This is a genomic window from Alicyclobacillus dauci (assembly GCF_026651605.1).
GTDB classification, from domain to species: Bacteria; Bacillota; Bacilli; order Alicyclobacillales; family Alicyclobacillaceae; genus Alicyclobacillus; species Alicyclobacillus dauci.
The window spans coordinates 3,618,598-3,635,004 of sequence record NZ_CP104064.1 but is presented as its reverse complement, the minus strand read 5'-3'; the positions used below and the strand labels follow the sequence as shown (position 1 = coordinate 3,635,004).

The following is a 16,407-nucleotide window of genomic DNA, read 5'->3' as shown; positions in this document are numbered from 1 at the left end:
ACTTCAATGTACGTATCCGAAACGAATGCTGTTCTCGATGAACGTAGGGATCTAGAGTTCCCATTCCTTTTTAAGGTCGGAAAAATTGGGAGAATGGCACTGCGTAATCGCCTCATTATGCCTGCGATGGAAACGAATCTATCTACGGTCAATGGAGAAGTAAGCGAGGATATGATTGCGTATTATGTGCGGCGTGCCTCTGATATCGGATTAATAATTGTTGAGTACTCATGCGTTGATGCCCCTGTTGGACTAGGTAGTCCCAACCAACTGAGGATTGATCACGACCGATATATCTCAGGACACTACACCTTGGTGGAGGCAGTGCATGCCGAGGGGGCAAAGATTGCTTTACAGCTCCATCATGCTGGGAGGCAAACACTCTCAAAGTGGAATGATGTACAGCCAGTCGCTCCTTCACCAATACCCTGTAAGATGATGAAATCACAACCTCGAGAGCTGTCCACAAATGAGGTTAGGGGAATTGTAGAGGCCTTCGTTCGCGCAGCAAGAAGAGCAGTTAGCGCTGGATATGACGCGATTGAGCTGCACGCGGCTCACGGTTATTTACTTGCGGAATTCTTATCACCGTACACCAACAAACGCACAGATGAGTACGGAGGGTCCATTGAAAATAGAGTCAGAATCATACGAGAAATCATTTCGGGAATTCGAACAAAAGTTTCTGCAACACTTCCTATTATCGTTCGGTATAGCGCTGATGAATTCGTCTCCGAAGGTGTCCAGCTTGAAGATGCAATCTTGATTGGCGAATCTTTGGACAAAGCGGGAGCGGATGCGTTGCACATCACCACAGGAATTCACGAGACATTAGATCGGAATTGCGACCCCATGGACCGTCCGCAGGCATGGCGTGTCCCATACGCAGAAAGTATTAAACAAAGAGTTAAGATTCCTGTTATTACCGTTGGTGTCATTCGTGAACCTGAGGTTGCAAACTCAATTTTGGAAAATGATCGAGCCGACTTTATTGCGCTTGGCAGGGCGTTAATTGCGGATCCAGACTGGCCCGCCAAGGCGAGAACCGGGCAGGTTAAAAATATACGGAAATGCATCTCTTGTAACGTTTGCGTCGATTTTTACACTCCGTTGCGCTGTGCACTGAATGCGGTCGTGGGTCATGAGCGCAAGTATGAACCTTTGCCTCTTGCTCGTGAAACGAAGCGCGTTGTTGTCGTCGGTGGAAGTTTAGCCGGTATGGAAGTTGCACGTGTGGCGCGTCTTCGTGGACACACTGTTGACTTATACGAGGCCGAAGACCACTTGGCTGCAGGTCAGTTTTCATTGTCATGGGTCGCTCCAGGAAAAGATAAAATTTTGTGGCTTCGGGATTTTTTGATTCATCAGATGCATGAGTTAGGCGTGAATGTTCATCTTTCTTCCCCGGTGACTGCAGATTCGCTACAACAGCTTTCCATGGATGCTTTTGTAGTCGCCACTGGTGCCAAAGCGGTGCTGCCGGACCTGAAAAACGTAAATGGGAACGTGGTTAGCGCCCACGACGTGTTATCGGGACATCCTCTTCAGAGAAATACAGCTATCGTTCTCGGGGGGAGAGCTACAGGATGCGAAACGGCTCTGACGTTGGCGAAACAAGGTTTCAACGTGACGCTATTATCGCGATCGCCCGCTAGGGATTTAGCCTCTGACGAGTCTTATGTAAACGGCAGGAATCTTCTTCGCCTGATTCGAGAGGCGAATGTACGTGTGTTAACATCCGCTGACCTAATTGAAGTGAAGAACAACGAGGCAAAGGTCTCGTTATCTGAAGTGGACGCGGTTGAGTCGATACCTGCAGACAATGTTGTTGTGGCGTGGGGTGTACGTCCCGTCAATAATCTTTATGAGGCCGCAGCCAAACTTTGTGACAAGGTATTTGCCATTGGCGATGCCAGAGAAGTAGGGAATTTTCAAAAGACGATTTACGAGGCTTATGTCCTTGGCATGCGGTTGTAGAGGAGTCTGGTCTGGAAATGGTAAATGTGAGTCTGAAAGAGAAGCTTCAAAGAGACCAGTGTGTATTGGGAGCATTTGTTCCGATGCGTTCCAGCGAAGTGATTGAGATTTTAGGAACAGCTGGATTCGATTTTCTCATTCTCGATTGTGAGCATGGTTCGATGAGTCCGTCGGAAATCCCCTGCTTGGTCCACGCTGCCGAGAATGTCAATATTCCAGTTGTTGTTCGATTGGGCGGCTTGGTTCCGAACTCAGAAAACGTTCTGAAGGTACTCGACTCTGGAGCCATTGGCGTCCAAGTGCCTCATGTCGACAATGGCTCCATCGCCAAGGATTGCGTTTCCTATGTAAAGTATCCTCCCGTAGGAAAGCGAGGATATGCTGCTTCGGCTAGAGCTGCTTATTTGAACAAAAAGAAGGGTTTAGCTTATATCGATTGGGCGAATAGGGAGACTGTGGTTGTGGCACAAATCGAGTCTGTAGAAGCGCTGGATAACCTAGGAGAAATTCTTAGAGTTGAACAAATTGATGTTTTTTTTATTGGTCCTACAGATTTAGCGCTGACTCTAGGAGAAGATAACCCTCACGGCCCGAACGTACTGAACACCATAGAAAGAGCGATTCAACAAATCCGTTCCGCGGGACGTATCGTAGGTATTTTTGCTCAAACTCCGCAGGACGTTCGGTACTGGTATGGTTTGGGCGTCAGATACATAGCTACGAGTGCTGTTGGAATATTTTCCTCAGCCTCCAAGGGTTTCGTTTCAGATTCGTTGGGAAATATGAAGGGATAACTCTAGGTTCACTAGGATATTTTTGAGGGGTGTTGTCAGATGGAATCCAAAGACCAAGCGATTCTTTTCGAGAAAAAAGAAGATATCGTCACCCTGACGTTGAATCGTCCGAATATTTTGAATGCAATCAATTTGGACATCACGGTTCAGATGGAGCAATGCTTATCAAGAGCGGAACTTGATGAGGATGTTCGTGTCATTATTCTGACGGGAAATGGGCGGTCATTTTGCACCGGAGCTGATTTGAAAGAAGTCTCCCGAGGTGTAGATCTATCGAACGAATGCGGGGGTGGGTTTGCGGGATTGGTGCGATCAAAGACGGCCAAACCGCTTATCGCAGCGGTTAATGGTCTAGCATATGGTGGTGGGTTTGAAATTGCTTTAGCGTGTGACGTAATTATTGCAGCAAGGGGCGCACAATTTGCTTTACCTGAAGTTAAGCGGGGCTTAATCGCCAGTGGCGGAGGGTTATTGCGCCTTCCTCGTCACTTACCAATCAAAGTAGCTTGCTTTATGGCGTTTACGGGATTGCCACTGAGTGCAGAGCAACTGATGCATTGGGGTGTCGTGAATCAAGTAGTAGACAGTGAGAAATTAATGGACAGTGCGTATGAGTTGGCCGCTGTGATTGCTGAGAATGCACCATTAGCCGTTAAGGCAACAAAACAACTACTTATGTCTGGAACGGAGCTACCTATGTACACTTCCGATGAGGCATGGCAGATGAATAACGAATTGGGTCGGATGATTGCAAACTCATATGACGCCAAAGAGGGTTCCACCGCCTACGTTGAACGGCGTTCTCCAGTGTGGAAGGGTAGATAGATTGCCAGTTATATAAAAGTTCATATTAAAATTTGCTGCGGGTTTGTGTTGATTATACGTAAGCCAAATACAAGGGAGATGTTTTCATTTGGGTGAAAATACAGTACTCGTGGCAGGTGCGTCTGGTATTGTCGGGTACAACGCGATGACCTATTTTGAAAAACTTCCGAACTGGAAGGCTATAGGACTTTCAAGGAGAATTCCGAAAAACAGAACACTATCTTCGAGTAACTATATCCCTGCTGATCTTTACAAACCAGAAAGCTTTCAGCCTTTTTCTGACCAGCTGCAGGAAGTAACTCATGTCGTCTTTGCGGCTTATCAGCACAGATCGAATGTATCTGAGTTAGTAGCGCCAAATCTACAGTTGTTGGAAAACCTTGTAATCGTTCTTGAACGATTTTGTCCTCGGGTAGAGAGGATAATCTTGCTTCAGGGACTTAAGGCTTATGGATCGCACCTAGGACCATTTAAGACGCCTGCGAAAGAAACGGATCCACGGCACATGCCCCCAAACTTTTACTATAACCAGGAAGATCTCCTTAAGGCACATCAGGACAAAGTCTCGTGGGTTATCGTACGACCCTCTTGGGTATATGGATTCGCTATTGGAAACCCAATGAATATACTCATGTCATTGACTGTGTACGCATCTATTTCAAAACATTTGGGACTACCTTTACGATTTCCAGGCACCAAAGAGGCTTACACATCATTGATGGATGCAACAGATGCTCAGTTGCTGGCAAAAGCAATACACTGGGCGTTGGTTACACCAGAATGCGCAAATCAGATTTTTAATATCAACAATGGTGATTATTTTAGGTGGGAAAATATTTGGGGGAAAATAGGTGAGGCGCTTGATATGGACATCGCTGCCCCCCAATACATCCCTTTGAGTACATTTATGCGTGTTAAGGAACCGGTTTGGGAGGACATGGTCCAAAAGTACGGTCTTAAACCGTACCCTTTTTCGGAAATTGCCTCGTGGGAGTTTATGGATAGTGCATTTTCCCACGGATACGATTCGATGTTGGACACGATTAAAGCACGCGAGTTTGGCTTTACTGAATTTATAAGTACAGAAAAGATGTTTACGAAACAGATATCAATGCTACGTCAAGAACGCTACATACCATAGACGTTAGACAAATCGATACTACTTTAGCTCCGCGAGGTGATGACATGGGACTCCCTTTAGATGGAATAACCGTGATTGACTTTTCTCAAATTGAGGCCGGACCATTAGCCACTCTTCTGCTATCTGACTTTGGCGCAAGGGTGATTAAAGTAGAACGTTTTCCAGACGGAGATCTACTCAGGTCGCATTATGGTCACGAATACGATGGTGTTAGAATCCCTTTTGCATCATTAAATAGGGGCAAAGAGAGTCTTGCAGTAAGTATAAAAACGCAGCAGGGCTTAGAAATTGTGAAGACGCTTCTATCAATGTCCGATGTCATGGTCCACAACTTTCGACCGGGAGTAATGGAACGATTAGGCTTGGGGTGGGACCAACTGAAGGAGGAGTACCCTGCGTTAATTTATGCAGAAATCAGCGGTTATGGTTCAAAAGGCCCCATGGTCAAGGAAGGTGGGCAAGACGTCACTGCGCAGGCTTTAAGCGGTTTGATGCGTCAAAATTCAGATCCTACAAGTGATGAAGCAAGAGCAATAGGTTATCCTGTCTCAGACTTTGGGGCTGGAATGTCACTGCTTTGCGGCATATTGATGGCGCTAATTGGACGCTTTCGTGAAGGAAAAGGTTCCTATATCACAACGTCTTTAATTGAGTCCTCATTGTTTTCTGCGATTACAGAGGTAACCGAAGCACAAATGGGGTACCGTACGTCTCAATTCGATGACCCGGTAACAGGCGTGTATAAAGCGAAGGATGGCGAACTCGTAGTAATGCCGATTTGGCGGGAGACCGCTGTGTCAGATTTCTTGAAGGTTATCGGTTTGGAAGAGATAGTGAACGATCCCAGGATGCAAGACCTAGAATCGAGAAAACAGAGTGCACGGTGGGTTAGAGAACAGATTAATAATAAAGTTGAGGGATTTCAGCGGGAAGAGTTACTGAAAAAACTTCATGAAAACAACCTTCTTTGTGGTCCGGTTCAATCATTTCTGGATGTTGCCCAACACCCTCAAATCAAGGCCATTGATCCTTGGGCAACGTTTGAAACGACCACAGGCGAAACGGGTACAACCATAGCTAGTCCGTTTACGGTGGACGGGTATCGAAGGAAGAACGGGAAGGTGCCTGAGCTTGGAGAGCAATCCTTTGCAATATTGAAAAGCTTTGGGTATTCGGATGAAGAGATAGCATCCTTCGTTCAACAAAACATTGTTTATGTGGAAAAACATCACTAAACCTGAAATATTCATAGCGAAGTAAACCGCTTGTAACAAATGGATGAATATAGGAAACCAATGGTCTAGGATCAATTGAACTTTCGTTCTCGTAGGTCTGGACTTGGACTTTCATGACCATGGTCTCCCGTGGGGTTACGTGTGGATAAATATGGATTGAGGAGAAGGCGTACCTATCCCGTATTCACCTCTCATGTCTGTTCCAGTTGTTATTCAGACGGGAATCATCTCAACCGAACTGCGGTAATGCGGCTACGTTTTTAAGCGTCTGAATGAACTCTTTTCGATACACACACGAACTGCACAATTTCCAAGTCCAGTATCGGCCAGAGTGAGCTAGCTTCCCCGCAACTTTGACCAGTTTGGTTCGCAAAGTCTCCATCCGACTTGATTGCATTTTCTCTGGTACACACAATCGGCGAAACCAGTTGTTAAAGTTATACGCAAGTATGGCTAACTGGAGTTTCACGACATTCGCTTCAAAGTCTGTACTGCTCATCTTATCGCACGCAAATCCATTTTTGGCTTCCTTGATGAAATTCTCCATATGACCGCGCTGGCAGTAAAAGCGAATGATGTTCTTGGGCTGCAGCGTCATATTGGTCACGATAAATGTGAATTGAAACAACAGTTCACCAGCCGGACGTTCCATCTTCACGACCACCCGGCGGGCATGTTCCCAACTGGATGCTTGATACATGAATTCCCTGTAATGGACTTGTCGTTTGTGTAATCTTTCAGCGTTTAGTAATGGATCCGCCATGACCTGCGCAATGGACTGTAGCCGTGCGTTTGACTTGAGGCGGATGGCGTATTTATGACCCTTGGTTTCCGCCAACTCAAACAGCCCTGGAACGGCAAACCCACTATCGCCACGAATGACGATGAGGCTATCCGGGTTCAGCCTACCGTATCGATTCAGAATTGGTCCCACAAACCGGACGACTTGACGGGAAGTGTATACGTTGCCTGCACGAAGCTCTGCTCGCAGACAATCACCGGTCAGACCGTCAAAGCGAAACTCGGCTTCGACAGCTGTAGATATACGAAATCCCGAAACCCGCTGGTGCGTCTAGGGTTTCGGGATTGTGGATAACTTCGTGTGGTGCCTACAGCATTTCTGTGGATATCTCTGCGAATAGCGGTGGATGCTCGTAACCGAGCGCTTTCAGGATTTGTGCCTGCTCCGGGGTTACTTCGGTTCGCTGCCGGACTCTTCCGCTACCAGCCTTGTAGGTTATAAGGTGCATCTCGTTCATGACAGAACGAATCTCTCTCCATGTACGACAGGTCCGGTTCTCTGCTACCCGAACCAAGAGTAACGAGAGCCAACACAGCAGCACATGTGCCCGAATTCGCTCATTCTTCCGGTGGTACATTGGGCGCAATTCCATGGTCTGTTTCAGGGAACGAAATGCTGCTTCAACCTGCCACAGTTGCTTGTATCCAAGGGCCACATCCTCCGCGGACAGCGTGTCGTCTGAGGTCCGAATCAGGTACTTTCCATCCAGTCGTTCCATCGCCTTAACCGCCTGTTGGTCAATCGCGAGATTGCCACGTTTGTCCGACTTCAAGTAACGCTTGAAGGTCGGGTGACTCTGTAAACGACAATGTGCCTTGGCGTGCGCATCGCTGTCCAACTCCTTCAGTCGCGCGAGCTCGGCTTCTAGGGCCTTGAGATGTGCCTCGCGCCGAAACTCGTCTCTGCGTGCTTCATCTGGGTTTCGAACGAGCACGTATCGAACCCGCGCCTCACCGTCTCCCACGACGATTTCCTTTATCTCGAGGTTATCTCGTACGGTCTTGAATCGCCCAGGACGAGACAGGGCATCTTCGACCTTCTGCTTGCCAGCGGTCATCTTCTCTCCAGCAATGTAATGCCCGCCGGTTTTCTGAAGCTCACGTAAATTGTCCTCCGAGCTGAACCCACGGTCGACGACCGTAACGACGCGTCCGAGACGCCATCCAATGAGATCCTTCTTCACTTCTGGAATGACGGTCATGTCTGACGTGTTCCCAGGCCATACCCAACACCGCACAGGGATACCATCTCGGGTTACTGCAAAGCCAATCACGACCTGTGGTAAATCAGGCCGGTGGTCCTTGGAGTAACCGGGTTGTTTCAGACTGTCTTCTTCCGGCTCGTCATCCATTTCAAAATAACTCGACGTCGTGTCAAAGAACAGTAAGTCGACCTCGAGGTTTAATAGGTCTGCGACCGTTTCGAACACTTCTCGCTGGATGTCTACATCTGATTCAATCAGGAAATCCATTGCACGGTATCCTTGATGGACTTCAAAGTTCTCAACACCTGGCAGTGCGACATCTCGCTTCACCCAGTCCTCCATGCCAAGCTTGCTCGAAGGGTCCAAGGCTCGATTGGCGACCATGGCAAAGATGGCACGCTCAATCGGGGCTTCATACTTACGCTGTACCAGTCGCTTGGATATAGCTTGACCCACGCCAAGCTCCTGCCACAGCGAGTCGACGATAGAAGCGGTACCAAACGTCTTGCTATCGAGCAGACTGAGCTGCACGCTGTCCTTGGGCTCCGTATCAACTGGTGAATCCCCAAGGAACCGCGATATGCTCGCGGCAAGTCTCTTTAGACCATCCATGTCCACTTCATCTTCACGCCCGAAGTGGTAGAGGACTTTCGCTTGGGGATTGCCGGTCTTGGGATTGCGTTCATTATGGGCAAGCTGCACGTAGGACGTGACAGAGCCGTTTTTGTTTTTTCGTGATATCCGCCGTATATACATGTCTACATTTTAAAACTAAACGTTGGATAAAGTCAATAATTGTTGATAAAACTACGAGTTATCCACAGAAATTCGCATGCCTACAAAATTTTGAGAAAATGCCTACACAAAAGAACCGAAATTCCGCGCCACTACGGGATTCCGGTTATCCACAAATGCTTATAAGTGGGTTGTAACTGTCGAACCCGAGCAAAACAACGGATGAAATCCATGTTGCTGGTAGTGGTAATTGAAATTCGCTCCATGCTGTTTTCCGTAGGCAGCAAAGCTGGAGGAATCCAAATCAAAAACGAATTGGTTCTGGGGTTTTATAGCGTACACGCGACGCTGCAACGTTTCATTCACACACTCCAGAGATTTGGCAGTCGCAATATCCGCCTTATCGTTGAAACGAGACAAAGTAGGTTGTGAGGCCAAGCTTTCCTTTCCCAGCAGCATAGTTAGCAATGGCTCTACAGCTAAATCATCTGCGTGATCGTCTGTATGGTAGCCAGCTATGTGCTGATACAGTTTCTGAAGAACCACGTCGCTATTTGGATGATCCCGATGAAAGACCGAATCATGAACCACGAGCAGTTCTTCTACCGCTTCGGATAGGCCCAGTTTGTGATCGAATTCTTTGTATAGGAGCAGTCCAGCATCCGAGGTCAAGTCGCCGCCGTCAAAATTCATTTTCACCCTGGGGTTGAAGTTCATGACATTCTCTTGTAGGCTTTTCAATAGAAGAGCTCTCCTTTGATGTGTTTGGATTAGACACCTTAACACTACCAAAGGTTGGGCTTTTTTCCTATGTGCTCACGTCACTTTTTAAGTGAATCGCTAAATCCCCTTATAGCCCTTGCACCGCTTGCATTTACAGGTCCTTCACGATCGCGCTATGAATATTTCAGGCTAAAGATATTCTATGTTAGAAATTCATCTCCCACTTTACTTCTATACATGGATGTGTTTTAAGTTTCTGGTATAAGACTGTGATATTTGCCTCTGCGCTTACGTGACGAGTTTTGAGATGCTAAAGGGACATAATAAAACCTAAGCAATTATTAGTCGAAAGAACCCAGCGTCATTACTCGTTTTACGCAGAATATAGAGAACCTAAAACATGTCCAGGTTACCCAAGCACTGAAATTGTTGTTTAAAGGGGGTAATCGGCTCCCCAATTGTACTCGTTCGGTCTAAAAGAACCCCAGAATTTCGAAACAAGAGCACCAGAGTCCCTCGTTCCAACTAGCCGAAACTAAAGTTATGCATAGCGGTACCATGTTCTTCTATCCTGAAAATAATTGAGCGATGACCAGGGTAAAACGACATACTGAAATAAGCCCACCACAAGATGGGTTTTAAAAGGAACTCTGTGATGTCTGGAGGTCATTTATGCAACAGGTTTTACGGTGACCTCCAACCCGAGTGATTGCAACTTCCGGATCGCCTGCTTTACGACTGCGTCTTTCTTGCGTGCTTCGTAATATGTTGGGCCGAGTTCAATATAAGGCTGACGTCGCTGTAACACGTAATACACGATGGTTAAGATGCTGTGGGCCACTGCAACTGCTGCACGGTTTTTGCCTCTTCGAGCTGCAATTCGATGGTACTGGGCAGAGAGATAAGTCTGCTTCGTTCTCGCCGCTGCGCGTGCTGCTTCCACCAGCGCTGCTCTGAGTTTTTGATTCCCTTTGCGTGTTTTCCCCGACTTTCGTTTCCCGGCGCTTTCATTGTTCCCTGGAGCCAGTCCTGCCCAAGAGCATAAATGGGCAGCAGACGGAAATTGGGTCATGTCTGTCCCAATTTCAGCCAGAATTTGTTCTGCTGTTCGTCGACCGACACCGGGGATGGTGTCCACTAGCTCCAGGTCTTCTTCAAAAGGGAGCATGCGCTCCTTGACTTCTTCATCCAGCCGGGCAATCTCTTCATCCAAGTAATCGATGTGACGTAATTGGGCTGCCAGCATCATTCGTTGGTGGGAGCCCATAAGCCCATTCAGTGCCTTGTGCAAATCGGCCTTCTTCGCCTTCATCCGGCCTTTGGCTAACCCTGACAATACCTCCGGGTCTTCTTCTCCGTGGATCATTGCTTCCAACATCGCCCGCCCAGATTTGCCAAGTGTATTGCTGGCCACTGCAGAAAGCTTGATGTTGGCACCTTCCAACACCTTTTGAACCCGATTCACCTCTCTTGCCCGCTCGTCAATGAGACTTCGGCGGTAGCGAATGAGTTCTCGTAGTTCCCGTTGTTCACGGTTGGGGATGTAACTGGCTTGCAACAGCCCGTGGCGGAGCAATCCGGCGATCCATTCGGCATCCTTCACATCGGTCTTACGGCCCGGAACGTTCTTCATGTGCTTGGCGTTCACCACAAGCACTTGACAGTCCGCCGACTCCAGAAGGTTGTAGATTGGCTTCCAGAATGAAGCTGTGCTTTCCATAGCAACATGCGTGCATTCATGTTGTCCTAACCAGTCAACCATCTCCAGGAGATCCTCCGTCATCGTGGAGAACGTGCGAATCTCCTTGGCCTCCGGCGTCAGCACACAGGCGACCACCGTCTTCTTGTGCACATCGAGGCCGCAACAACGTTCGTATACGACATCCATGCCAATCCTTCCTGATGGACTGGTAATATTGAAGGGCTGGTGCAACGACCATAACGGATCATTCTATCCTGCGTGCTTCTCCGAGGAGGAGAGCGACATTCTGTGGTGCACCTGGTCGTCGTAGTCAGTCTAATCAGCGGGCTCGAGGCACCAAGGAGTGACGACCTGCCTTCGCCAGCCACCAAAAAATCATTCAACACAAAGGCATTTTCATCCTTCTGCTGGTGCCGCCCCGGCGGCATGGGAGTCTAATCTGTGATTCACTGTTTGGAAATGCCCGGTTCCGTTCCCGGCGTCTGTTGCACGACAGGTAGCCCCAAAAAAATGCCGCGCCGTCGGCGCCGGAACGTCACCACTGTTTTGTGCAGGAAATGCCCTTGTCCTTAGGGCCACTCAGACGGCGAAGATTCTCCTTCTGCACTTCGCGGCTGAATTTGCTGCATACTCTCTAGTCGGGCGAGCCTGCGCTCAATTCTATCTAACCGACGTTCGTGTTGCACTAAACGCTGTTCATGCGCGGTAGATGGCGACTGGTAGGACTGCTGTAGTGCAGGGTACCCCGGATACTGCTGTGGATATTGCTGTTGCTGATACGGATATTGCTGCTGTTGCGATTGATAGTATGGTTGTTGACCATACCCATACCCTGGTGTCATTTGACGATAACCCTCAAGCATACTTTTGTTCTCCCCCTCGGATAGTGATTTACACGCCCTAAACATATGTATCCCGTGACAGATGCCGGCAGGGATAACAGCCTATTCTCACTTTTAAATGGACTAGCAACCAAGGACGATGTCCGGTTCAAGCTTTGTCTCTGGTCCATACCCTAAGATCATCAACGAGTGAAAGGGGACATCTTTGTGCTGCCCATAAAATTAGCAAATGAGTTTGCAAAGATCGTTGGCGGAAAGGTCATTGCGAACAGCAAATCTACAGAAGTTACCGTGGAACGAGAGCTGAACGCAACGATTCTTGGGCGGAGTTATGACACAGAACACGAGATTGCCATTGGCTCGCTCGACAGACATGGACGCGCTCTGGAAACGGGGGAATTTACGGTACTTCAAACGGAAGTAAACCGTTTCATTTCCGCACTTCGTCGACAAGGCTTGCGCGTGACAGCAGTCCACAATCACTGGCTGTTCGAAAAACCGAGACTCATGTATGTCCACACGGAGGCGGTTGAGCGCCCGTTGGTGTTTGCGAGAAAAGTTGCAAGGGCGTTCACGGTACTTAACAAGTGAACAACAGGTGCGTCCACGTATACAAACGTGGTTAATTGAGGGGCAGAAGAGAATAAGATAAAAATCAACGAAATTTCAATAGAGCTCGTATACAACAATCCTGCAAGACGACCAATTTCCATTGTTTCATCAAGCCCCTATAACCATCCATCCGCCACTACCACAGTGTAGTGGCAATTTTTTGTTAAATCTCTGACAGTATGCTTAGGAAGCTAACATCGAAGTATCAATAGAGCACGTCAGGGCTTCGTTATAGCCTGATACGTATACCGTTAAGTGCACCCTGTTCCTATGGGAGGGAAAACATGGCTACTGCTTTCTATCTACGGCGGTTATTTCAGAAATGGCGAGAACATATCTCTTCAATACAGTAAAATAAGTCTAGATAGACTTGTGTAAGCGTTTGCTTTAGGAGGTCTCATGAATGAGTCAATATGGCTTCGATGCACAGTTGCGTATGTACACGCAGTCTCTCCAGGGAAAGTCACATTGGGAGTGGCCAGTATCGCTTGATGATTGGCGGCAATCGGCAAAGGAGCGACTGACCGCACAGGCTTGGGGCTATGTTGAAGGAGGTGCGGGGTTGGAGGACACCATGGCCGAAAATCGCCGAGCGTTCGGTCGGTACCTTATCCGATCCCGCATGTTGAACAACGTGGCGGATCGCGATCTGTCTGTCGACATTCTCGGGCAAACCTACGATGTCCCATTCATGCTCGCACCCCTGGGAGTTCAGTCCATCATCTACAGAGACGGGGAGCTAGCGTCCGCCAAGGCCGCGGCCGATGCAGGTGTACCGTACATTCTCAGCACCGTTTCTTCTGTGACGATGGAGACAGTGGCCGAGGCCATGGGATCCGCCACAAGGTGGTTTCAACTTTACCCCGGTAGGGATCCGAACATTATTCAGAGTTTCCTAGATAGGGCTGAGCGTGCGGGGTACTCTGGTTGGTGGTCACGGTCGACACGACGATGCTCGGGTGGCGGGAGACGGACTTAAAGCACATTTACCTTCCTTTCCTCTTGGGAGAGGGTATCGCGAATTTTCTATCCGATCCGGCCTTTTTGTCGCGGCTAAAGAACTCACCTAGTGATGATCCCGCCGCTGCCATCCAAGAGTTCCTATCCGTTTACGTGAATCCCGCATTTACGTGGGAAGATCTTGCGTCCATTCGAAACATGACGAAGTTGCCGATACTGGTCAAGGGAATCACGCACCCGGACGACGCAAAACGAGTACAGGACATGGACCTCCACGGTGTGATTGTCTCGAATCACGGGGGCCGTCAGGTGGACGGCGGCATCGCAGCCCTGGATGCACTGGTTGAAATTCGCCAAGCGGTTGGGCCGGCCTATCTTCTGTTGATGGATAGTGGCATCCGTTCAGCAGCTGACATATGTAAAGCGCTCGCCCTAGGGGCACATGCCGTATTACTGGGTCGTCCCTATGCTTACGCGTTAGCAGCAGGTGGACGGGAAGGAGTCGCAGAACTCCTTATGCAATACAGGGCCGGACTCGATTTGCAACTTGCACTGTCCGGTTACAAGGCCATCCGCGACTTGGGCGCCGGCTACGTATCTCGACGGGCGTGAAACCAGTATGTGACAAAAGAGATAAACTCCCGTGTAGCGTGCGAGACATATTGGTCTTTCGGCCAGATCAAGGCCAAATTCCAATGGATGATCGGTTTTGTGGCAGGCACAACCTCTGTCTCTTGAGAGGGCAGCCTTGCGCATACCGTCTCGGGCAAAAACGCGATGCCTAGGTTGGAAGCCACCATCTCCCCGATGAAATCCCATTGTGAACTCTCATAATCGACACGCGGCTCGAATCCTTCGCGAATACATGCCTCCCGGATGTGATGATAGAGGGAAAAACCTTTGCGAAATATAATAAACGATTCCCCTTGCAGAGCGCCAAGTGGGACCTCGTCGGCTTGTGAAAATCGATGTGACACGTGAACGACTAGCTTTAACTCGCGTTCCACGAGCGGAACAACTTTGAACATATCGTCTTCCACGGGTAAGACGACAACTCCGACATCAATGCTGCCGGTCAACAGTGATGACTCGACCATCTTGCCGCCCTCTTCAACCAACTGAATCCTGACTTGTGGGTGCAAGCGGTGGAACTCCGCGATAATCCTGGGGAAAAAGCTGGCCCCGATAACAGGAGGCAAACCCAGTTTGATGCTGCCGCGTCTCATATGTGTGACGTCGGAGAGGGCGGTATTGAGATCGTGCAGGGAACGAAACACGGTTTCAGCGTGTGATTGGACGACTGTGCCGGCATCGGTCAGTTGCATGCGGCGGGTGGAGCGGTCAATCAGCACGAGTCCAAGTTCATCCTCCAAGTTCTTGACCATTTTGCTGAGGGTCGGTTGTGAAACATGGAGCGCTTGGCTGGCTTTTGAGAAGCTCAGATGGTTGGCGACTGCTAAGAAGTAGTGCAACTGACGCAAGTCCATGGTTACGCACCTCATTTATAGCAACTTTGCATATATTCTATTTGATATATGTATTTTATTTATTTATTTATCTGAAGTAAAATCTAATTGAGGTTAATCGAGAAAGATGCGTGTAACCGCTTTCTCACGGAACGGAAAGGAAGGTCGTAAATGAGCTCAACGGAAGTCGTTATTGTCAGTGCAGTTCGCACGCCAATCGGCAGTTTCAACGGTGCGTTCAAAGCTGTGTCAGCTGTACAACTTGGTGCAATCGCGATTGAAGCAGCCATTCTTCGGGCCGGTATTCAGAAATCGCACGTGGATGAGGTCATCATGGGAAATGTGTTACAAGCGGGTCTAGGACAAAATCCGGCTCGTCAAGCGTCGATGGCAGCCGGTTTGCCGCAAGAAACGCCTGCCATGACTATCAATAAAGTGTGTGGATCCGGCTTGAAGGCAGTGCAACTCGCATGGCAGTCCATCATCAGCGGTGAAAACGATGTTGTCGTTGCAGGTGGCATGGAGAATATGACCCAGGCTCCGTACCTGCTGAAAGGTGCACGGTATGGGTATCGGATGGGGAATCAGACCGTTGTCGACAGTATGATTCACGATGGCCTGTGGTGCGCGTTTAACGACTATCACATGGGGATCACGGCGGAAAACCTATGTGAACAGTACGGGCTTACCCGTGAACAATTGGACGCGTTCGCGCTCGCCAGCCAACGAAAGGCTGTGGAAGCCATCAACGCTGGGAAATTAGAAGACGAAATCGTCCCTGTGGATGTCCCTCAGCGCAAAGGCGCGCCAACTCGGGTCGAGAAGGACGAGCACCCGAGGCCGGACGCAAGTCCGGAAAGTTTGGCCAAATTGCGCCCAGCGTTCAAACCGGATGGCATGGTCACGGCCGGCAATGCGTCTGGCATCAACGACGCGGCGGCAGCGCTCGTCATCATGAGCAGGGCAAAAGCGGATGAGCTCGGCTTGGAACCGCTGGCCGTCATCAAGTCGAACGGGACTGCGGGCGTCGATCCGGCCATCATGGGAATTGGACCGGTGCCAGCTACGAAAAAAGCCTTGGCAAAAGCCGGTTTGACGATACAGGATATCGATCTCATCGAAGCCAACGAAGCGTTCGCCGCACAGTCACTTGCGTTCTCGAGCCATTTTGAGTTCGACGACAGCATCCTCAACGTGAACGGCGGAGCCATTGCGCTAGGCCATCCCATCGGTGCCAGCGGTGCGCGCATTCTCGTTACGCTACTGCACGAAATGAAGCGCAGAGACGTTCGCTATGGTTTGGCGGCGTTATGTATCGGTGGCGGCCAAGGAATTGCGACGATTGTGGAACGTCCACAGTCGAAATTTGAATAGAGGAGATGGGATGTC

12 protein-coding genes and 2 pseudogenes are annotated in these 16,407 nt (G+C 49.1%); 8 read left to right on the top strand and 6 right to left on the bottom strand.

Annotation, left to right across the window (positions count from 1 at the left end; translation table 11 throughout):
* Positions 1-6: 6 nt before the first annotated feature.
* The 5 genes from NZD86_RS18385 to NZD86_RS18365 all read left to right on the top strand — a co-directional run bounded on the left by NZD86_RS18385 (position 7) and on the right by NZD86_RS18365 (position 5,972).
* Positions 7-1,977, top strand: coding sequence for an NAD(P)/FAD-dependent oxidoreductase (locus NZD86_RS18385; protein ID WP_268043513.1), 1,971 nt, complete (start codon positions 7-9; stop codon positions 1,975-1,977).
* Between the two features lie 17 nt (positions 1,978-1,994).
* Positions 1,995-2,771, top strand: coding sequence for an HpcH/HpaI aldolase family protein (locus NZD86_RS18380; protein ID WP_268043512.1), 777 nt, complete (start codon positions 1,995-1,997; stop codon positions 2,769-2,771).
* Positions 2,772-2,810: 39 nt separating this feature from the next.
* Entirely contained in the window at positions 2,811-3,596 is a 786-nt protein-coding gene (locus tag NZD86_RS18375; RefSeq protein WP_268043511.1) for an enoyl-CoA hydratase-related protein, read from the top strand.
* Between the two features lie 88 nt (positions 3,597-3,684).
* The gene (locus tag NZD86_RS18370; protein ID WP_268043510.1) at positions 3,685-4,737 is read left to right on the top strand and encodes an SDR family oxidoreductase; all 1,053 of its coding nucleotides are present in this window, start codon (positions 3,685-3,687) and stop codon (positions 4,735-4,737) included.
* Positions 4,738-4,781: 44 nt separating this feature from the next.
* Positions 4,782-5,972 carry a CaiB/BaiF CoA transferase family protein gene (locus tag NZD86_RS18365; protein ID WP_268043509.1) on the top strand — a complete coding sequence of 397 codons (1,191 nt, stop codon included), beginning with the start codon at positions 4,782-4,784 and terminating at the stop codon, positions 5,970-5,972.
* A 229-nt stretch (positions 5,973-6,201) separates the two neighbouring features.
* Here the strand turns inward: NZD86_RS18365 and NZD86_RS18360 are convergent.
* The 5 genes and pseudogenes from NZD86_RS18360 to NZD86_RS18340 form a co-directional block, all read right to left on the bottom strand.
* Positions 6,202-7,029: pseudogene (locus NZD86_RS18360) on the bottom strand (IS1380 family transposase); the annotation flags it as partial.
* Positions 7,030-7,081: 52 nt separating this feature from the next.
* On the bottom strand, positions 7,082-8,734 hold the full coding sequence (locus NZD86_RS18355) for an IS1634 family transposase (protein ID WP_268043508.1): 1,653 nt from the start codon (positions 8,732-8,734) through the stop codon (positions 7,082-7,084).
* Positions 8,735-8,893: 159 nt separating this feature from the next.
* A complete protein-coding gene (locus NZD86_RS18350) occupies positions 8,894-9,430 on the bottom strand; it encodes a transposase (RefSeq protein ID WP_268043507.1) in 537 nt (178 codons plus the stop codon).
* A gap of 676 nt (positions 9,431-10,106) precedes the next feature.
* Entirely contained in the window at positions 10,107-11,324 is a 1,218-nt protein-coding gene (locus tag NZD86_RS18345) for an IS110 family RNA-guided transposase (RefSeq protein WP_268042741.1), read from the bottom strand.
* A 383-nt stretch (positions 11,325-11,707) separates the two neighbouring features.
* Entirely contained in the window at positions 11,708-12,001 is a 294-nt protein-coding gene (locus NZD86_RS18340) for a hypothetical protein (protein ID WP_268043506.1), read from the bottom strand.
* A 186-nt stretch (positions 12,002-12,187) separates the two neighbouring features.
* Here NZD86_RS18340 and NZD86_RS18335 point away from each other — a divergent pair, with 186 nt between their 5' ends.
* Together NZD86_RS18335 and NZD86_RS24820 are read left to right on the top strand one after the other, a co-directional pair.
* Positions 12,188-12,571, top strand: a complete 384-nt coding sequence (locus NZD86_RS18335; RefSeq protein WP_268043505.1) for a DUF1259 domain-containing protein — start codon at positions 12,188-12,190, stop codon at positions 12,569-12,571.
* A gap of 424 nt (positions 12,572-12,995) precedes the next feature.
* Positions 12,996-14,164: pseudogene (locus NZD86_RS24820) on the top strand (alpha-hydroxy-acid oxidizing protein).
* Here the strand turns inward: NZD86_RS24820 and NZD86_RS18320 are convergent.
* Positions 14,143-15,039: a LysR family transcriptional regulator gene (locus NZD86_RS18320; RefSeq protein ID WP_268043503.1), complete on the bottom strand. Its 897-nt coding sequence runs from the start codon at positions 15,037-15,039 to the stop codon at positions 14,143-14,145. The pseudogene NZD86_RS24820 and the gene NZD86_RS18320 overlap by 22 nt on opposite strands.
* 150 nt (positions 15,040-15,189) lie before the next feature.
* Here NZD86_RS18320 and NZD86_RS18315 point away from each other — a divergent pair, with 150 nt between their 5' ends.
* A complete protein-coding gene (locus NZD86_RS18315) occupies positions 15,190-16,392 on the top strand; it encodes an acetyl-CoA C-acetyltransferase (protein ID WP_268043502.1) in 1,203 nt (400 codons plus the stop codon).
* Positions 16,393-16,407: the final 15 nt, after the last annotated feature.

Bases quoted from the DNA above. Each gene is read 5' to 3' on its own strand.
- NZD86_RS18365 (WP_268043509.1), top strand. From the start codon at position 4,782: ATGGGACTCCCTTTAGATGGAATAACCGTGATTGACTTTTCTCAAATT.
- NZD86_RS18375 (WP_268043511.1), top strand. From the start codon at position 2,811: ATGGAATCCAAAGACCAAGCGATTCTTTTCGAGAAAAAAGAAGATATC.
- NZD86_RS18315 (WP_268043502.1), top strand. From the start codon at position 15,190: ATGAGCTCAACGGAAGTCGTTATTGTCAGTGCAGTTCGCACGCCAATC.
- NZD86_RS18385 (WP_268043513.1), top strand. From the start codon at position 7: ATGTACGTATCCGAAACGAATGCTGTTCTCGATGAACGTAGGGATCTA.
- NZD86_RS18350 (WP_268043507.1), bottom strand. From the start codon at position 9,430: ATGAACTTCAACCCCAGGGTGAAAATGAATTTTGACGGCGGCGACTTG.
- NZD86_RS18340 (WP_268043506.1), bottom strand. From the start codon at position 12,001: ATGCTTGAGGGTTATCGTCAAATGACACCAGGGTATGGGTATGGTCAA.
- NZD86_RS18320 (WP_268043503.1), bottom strand. From the start codon at position 15,039: ATGGACTTGCGTCAGTTGCACTACTTCTTAGCAGTCGCCAACCATCTG.
- NZD86_RS18345 (WP_268042741.1), bottom strand. From the start codon at position 11,324: ATGGATGTCGTATACGAACGTTGTTGCGGCCTCGATGTGCACAAGAAG.
- NZD86_RS18380 (WP_268043512.1), top strand. From the start codon at position 1,995: ATGGTAAATGTGAGTCTGAAAGAGAAGCTTCAAAGAGACCAGTGTGTA.
- NZD86_RS18355 (WP_268043508.1), bottom strand. From the start codon at position 8,734: ATGTATATACGGCGGATATCACGAAAAAACAAAAACGGCTCTGTCACG.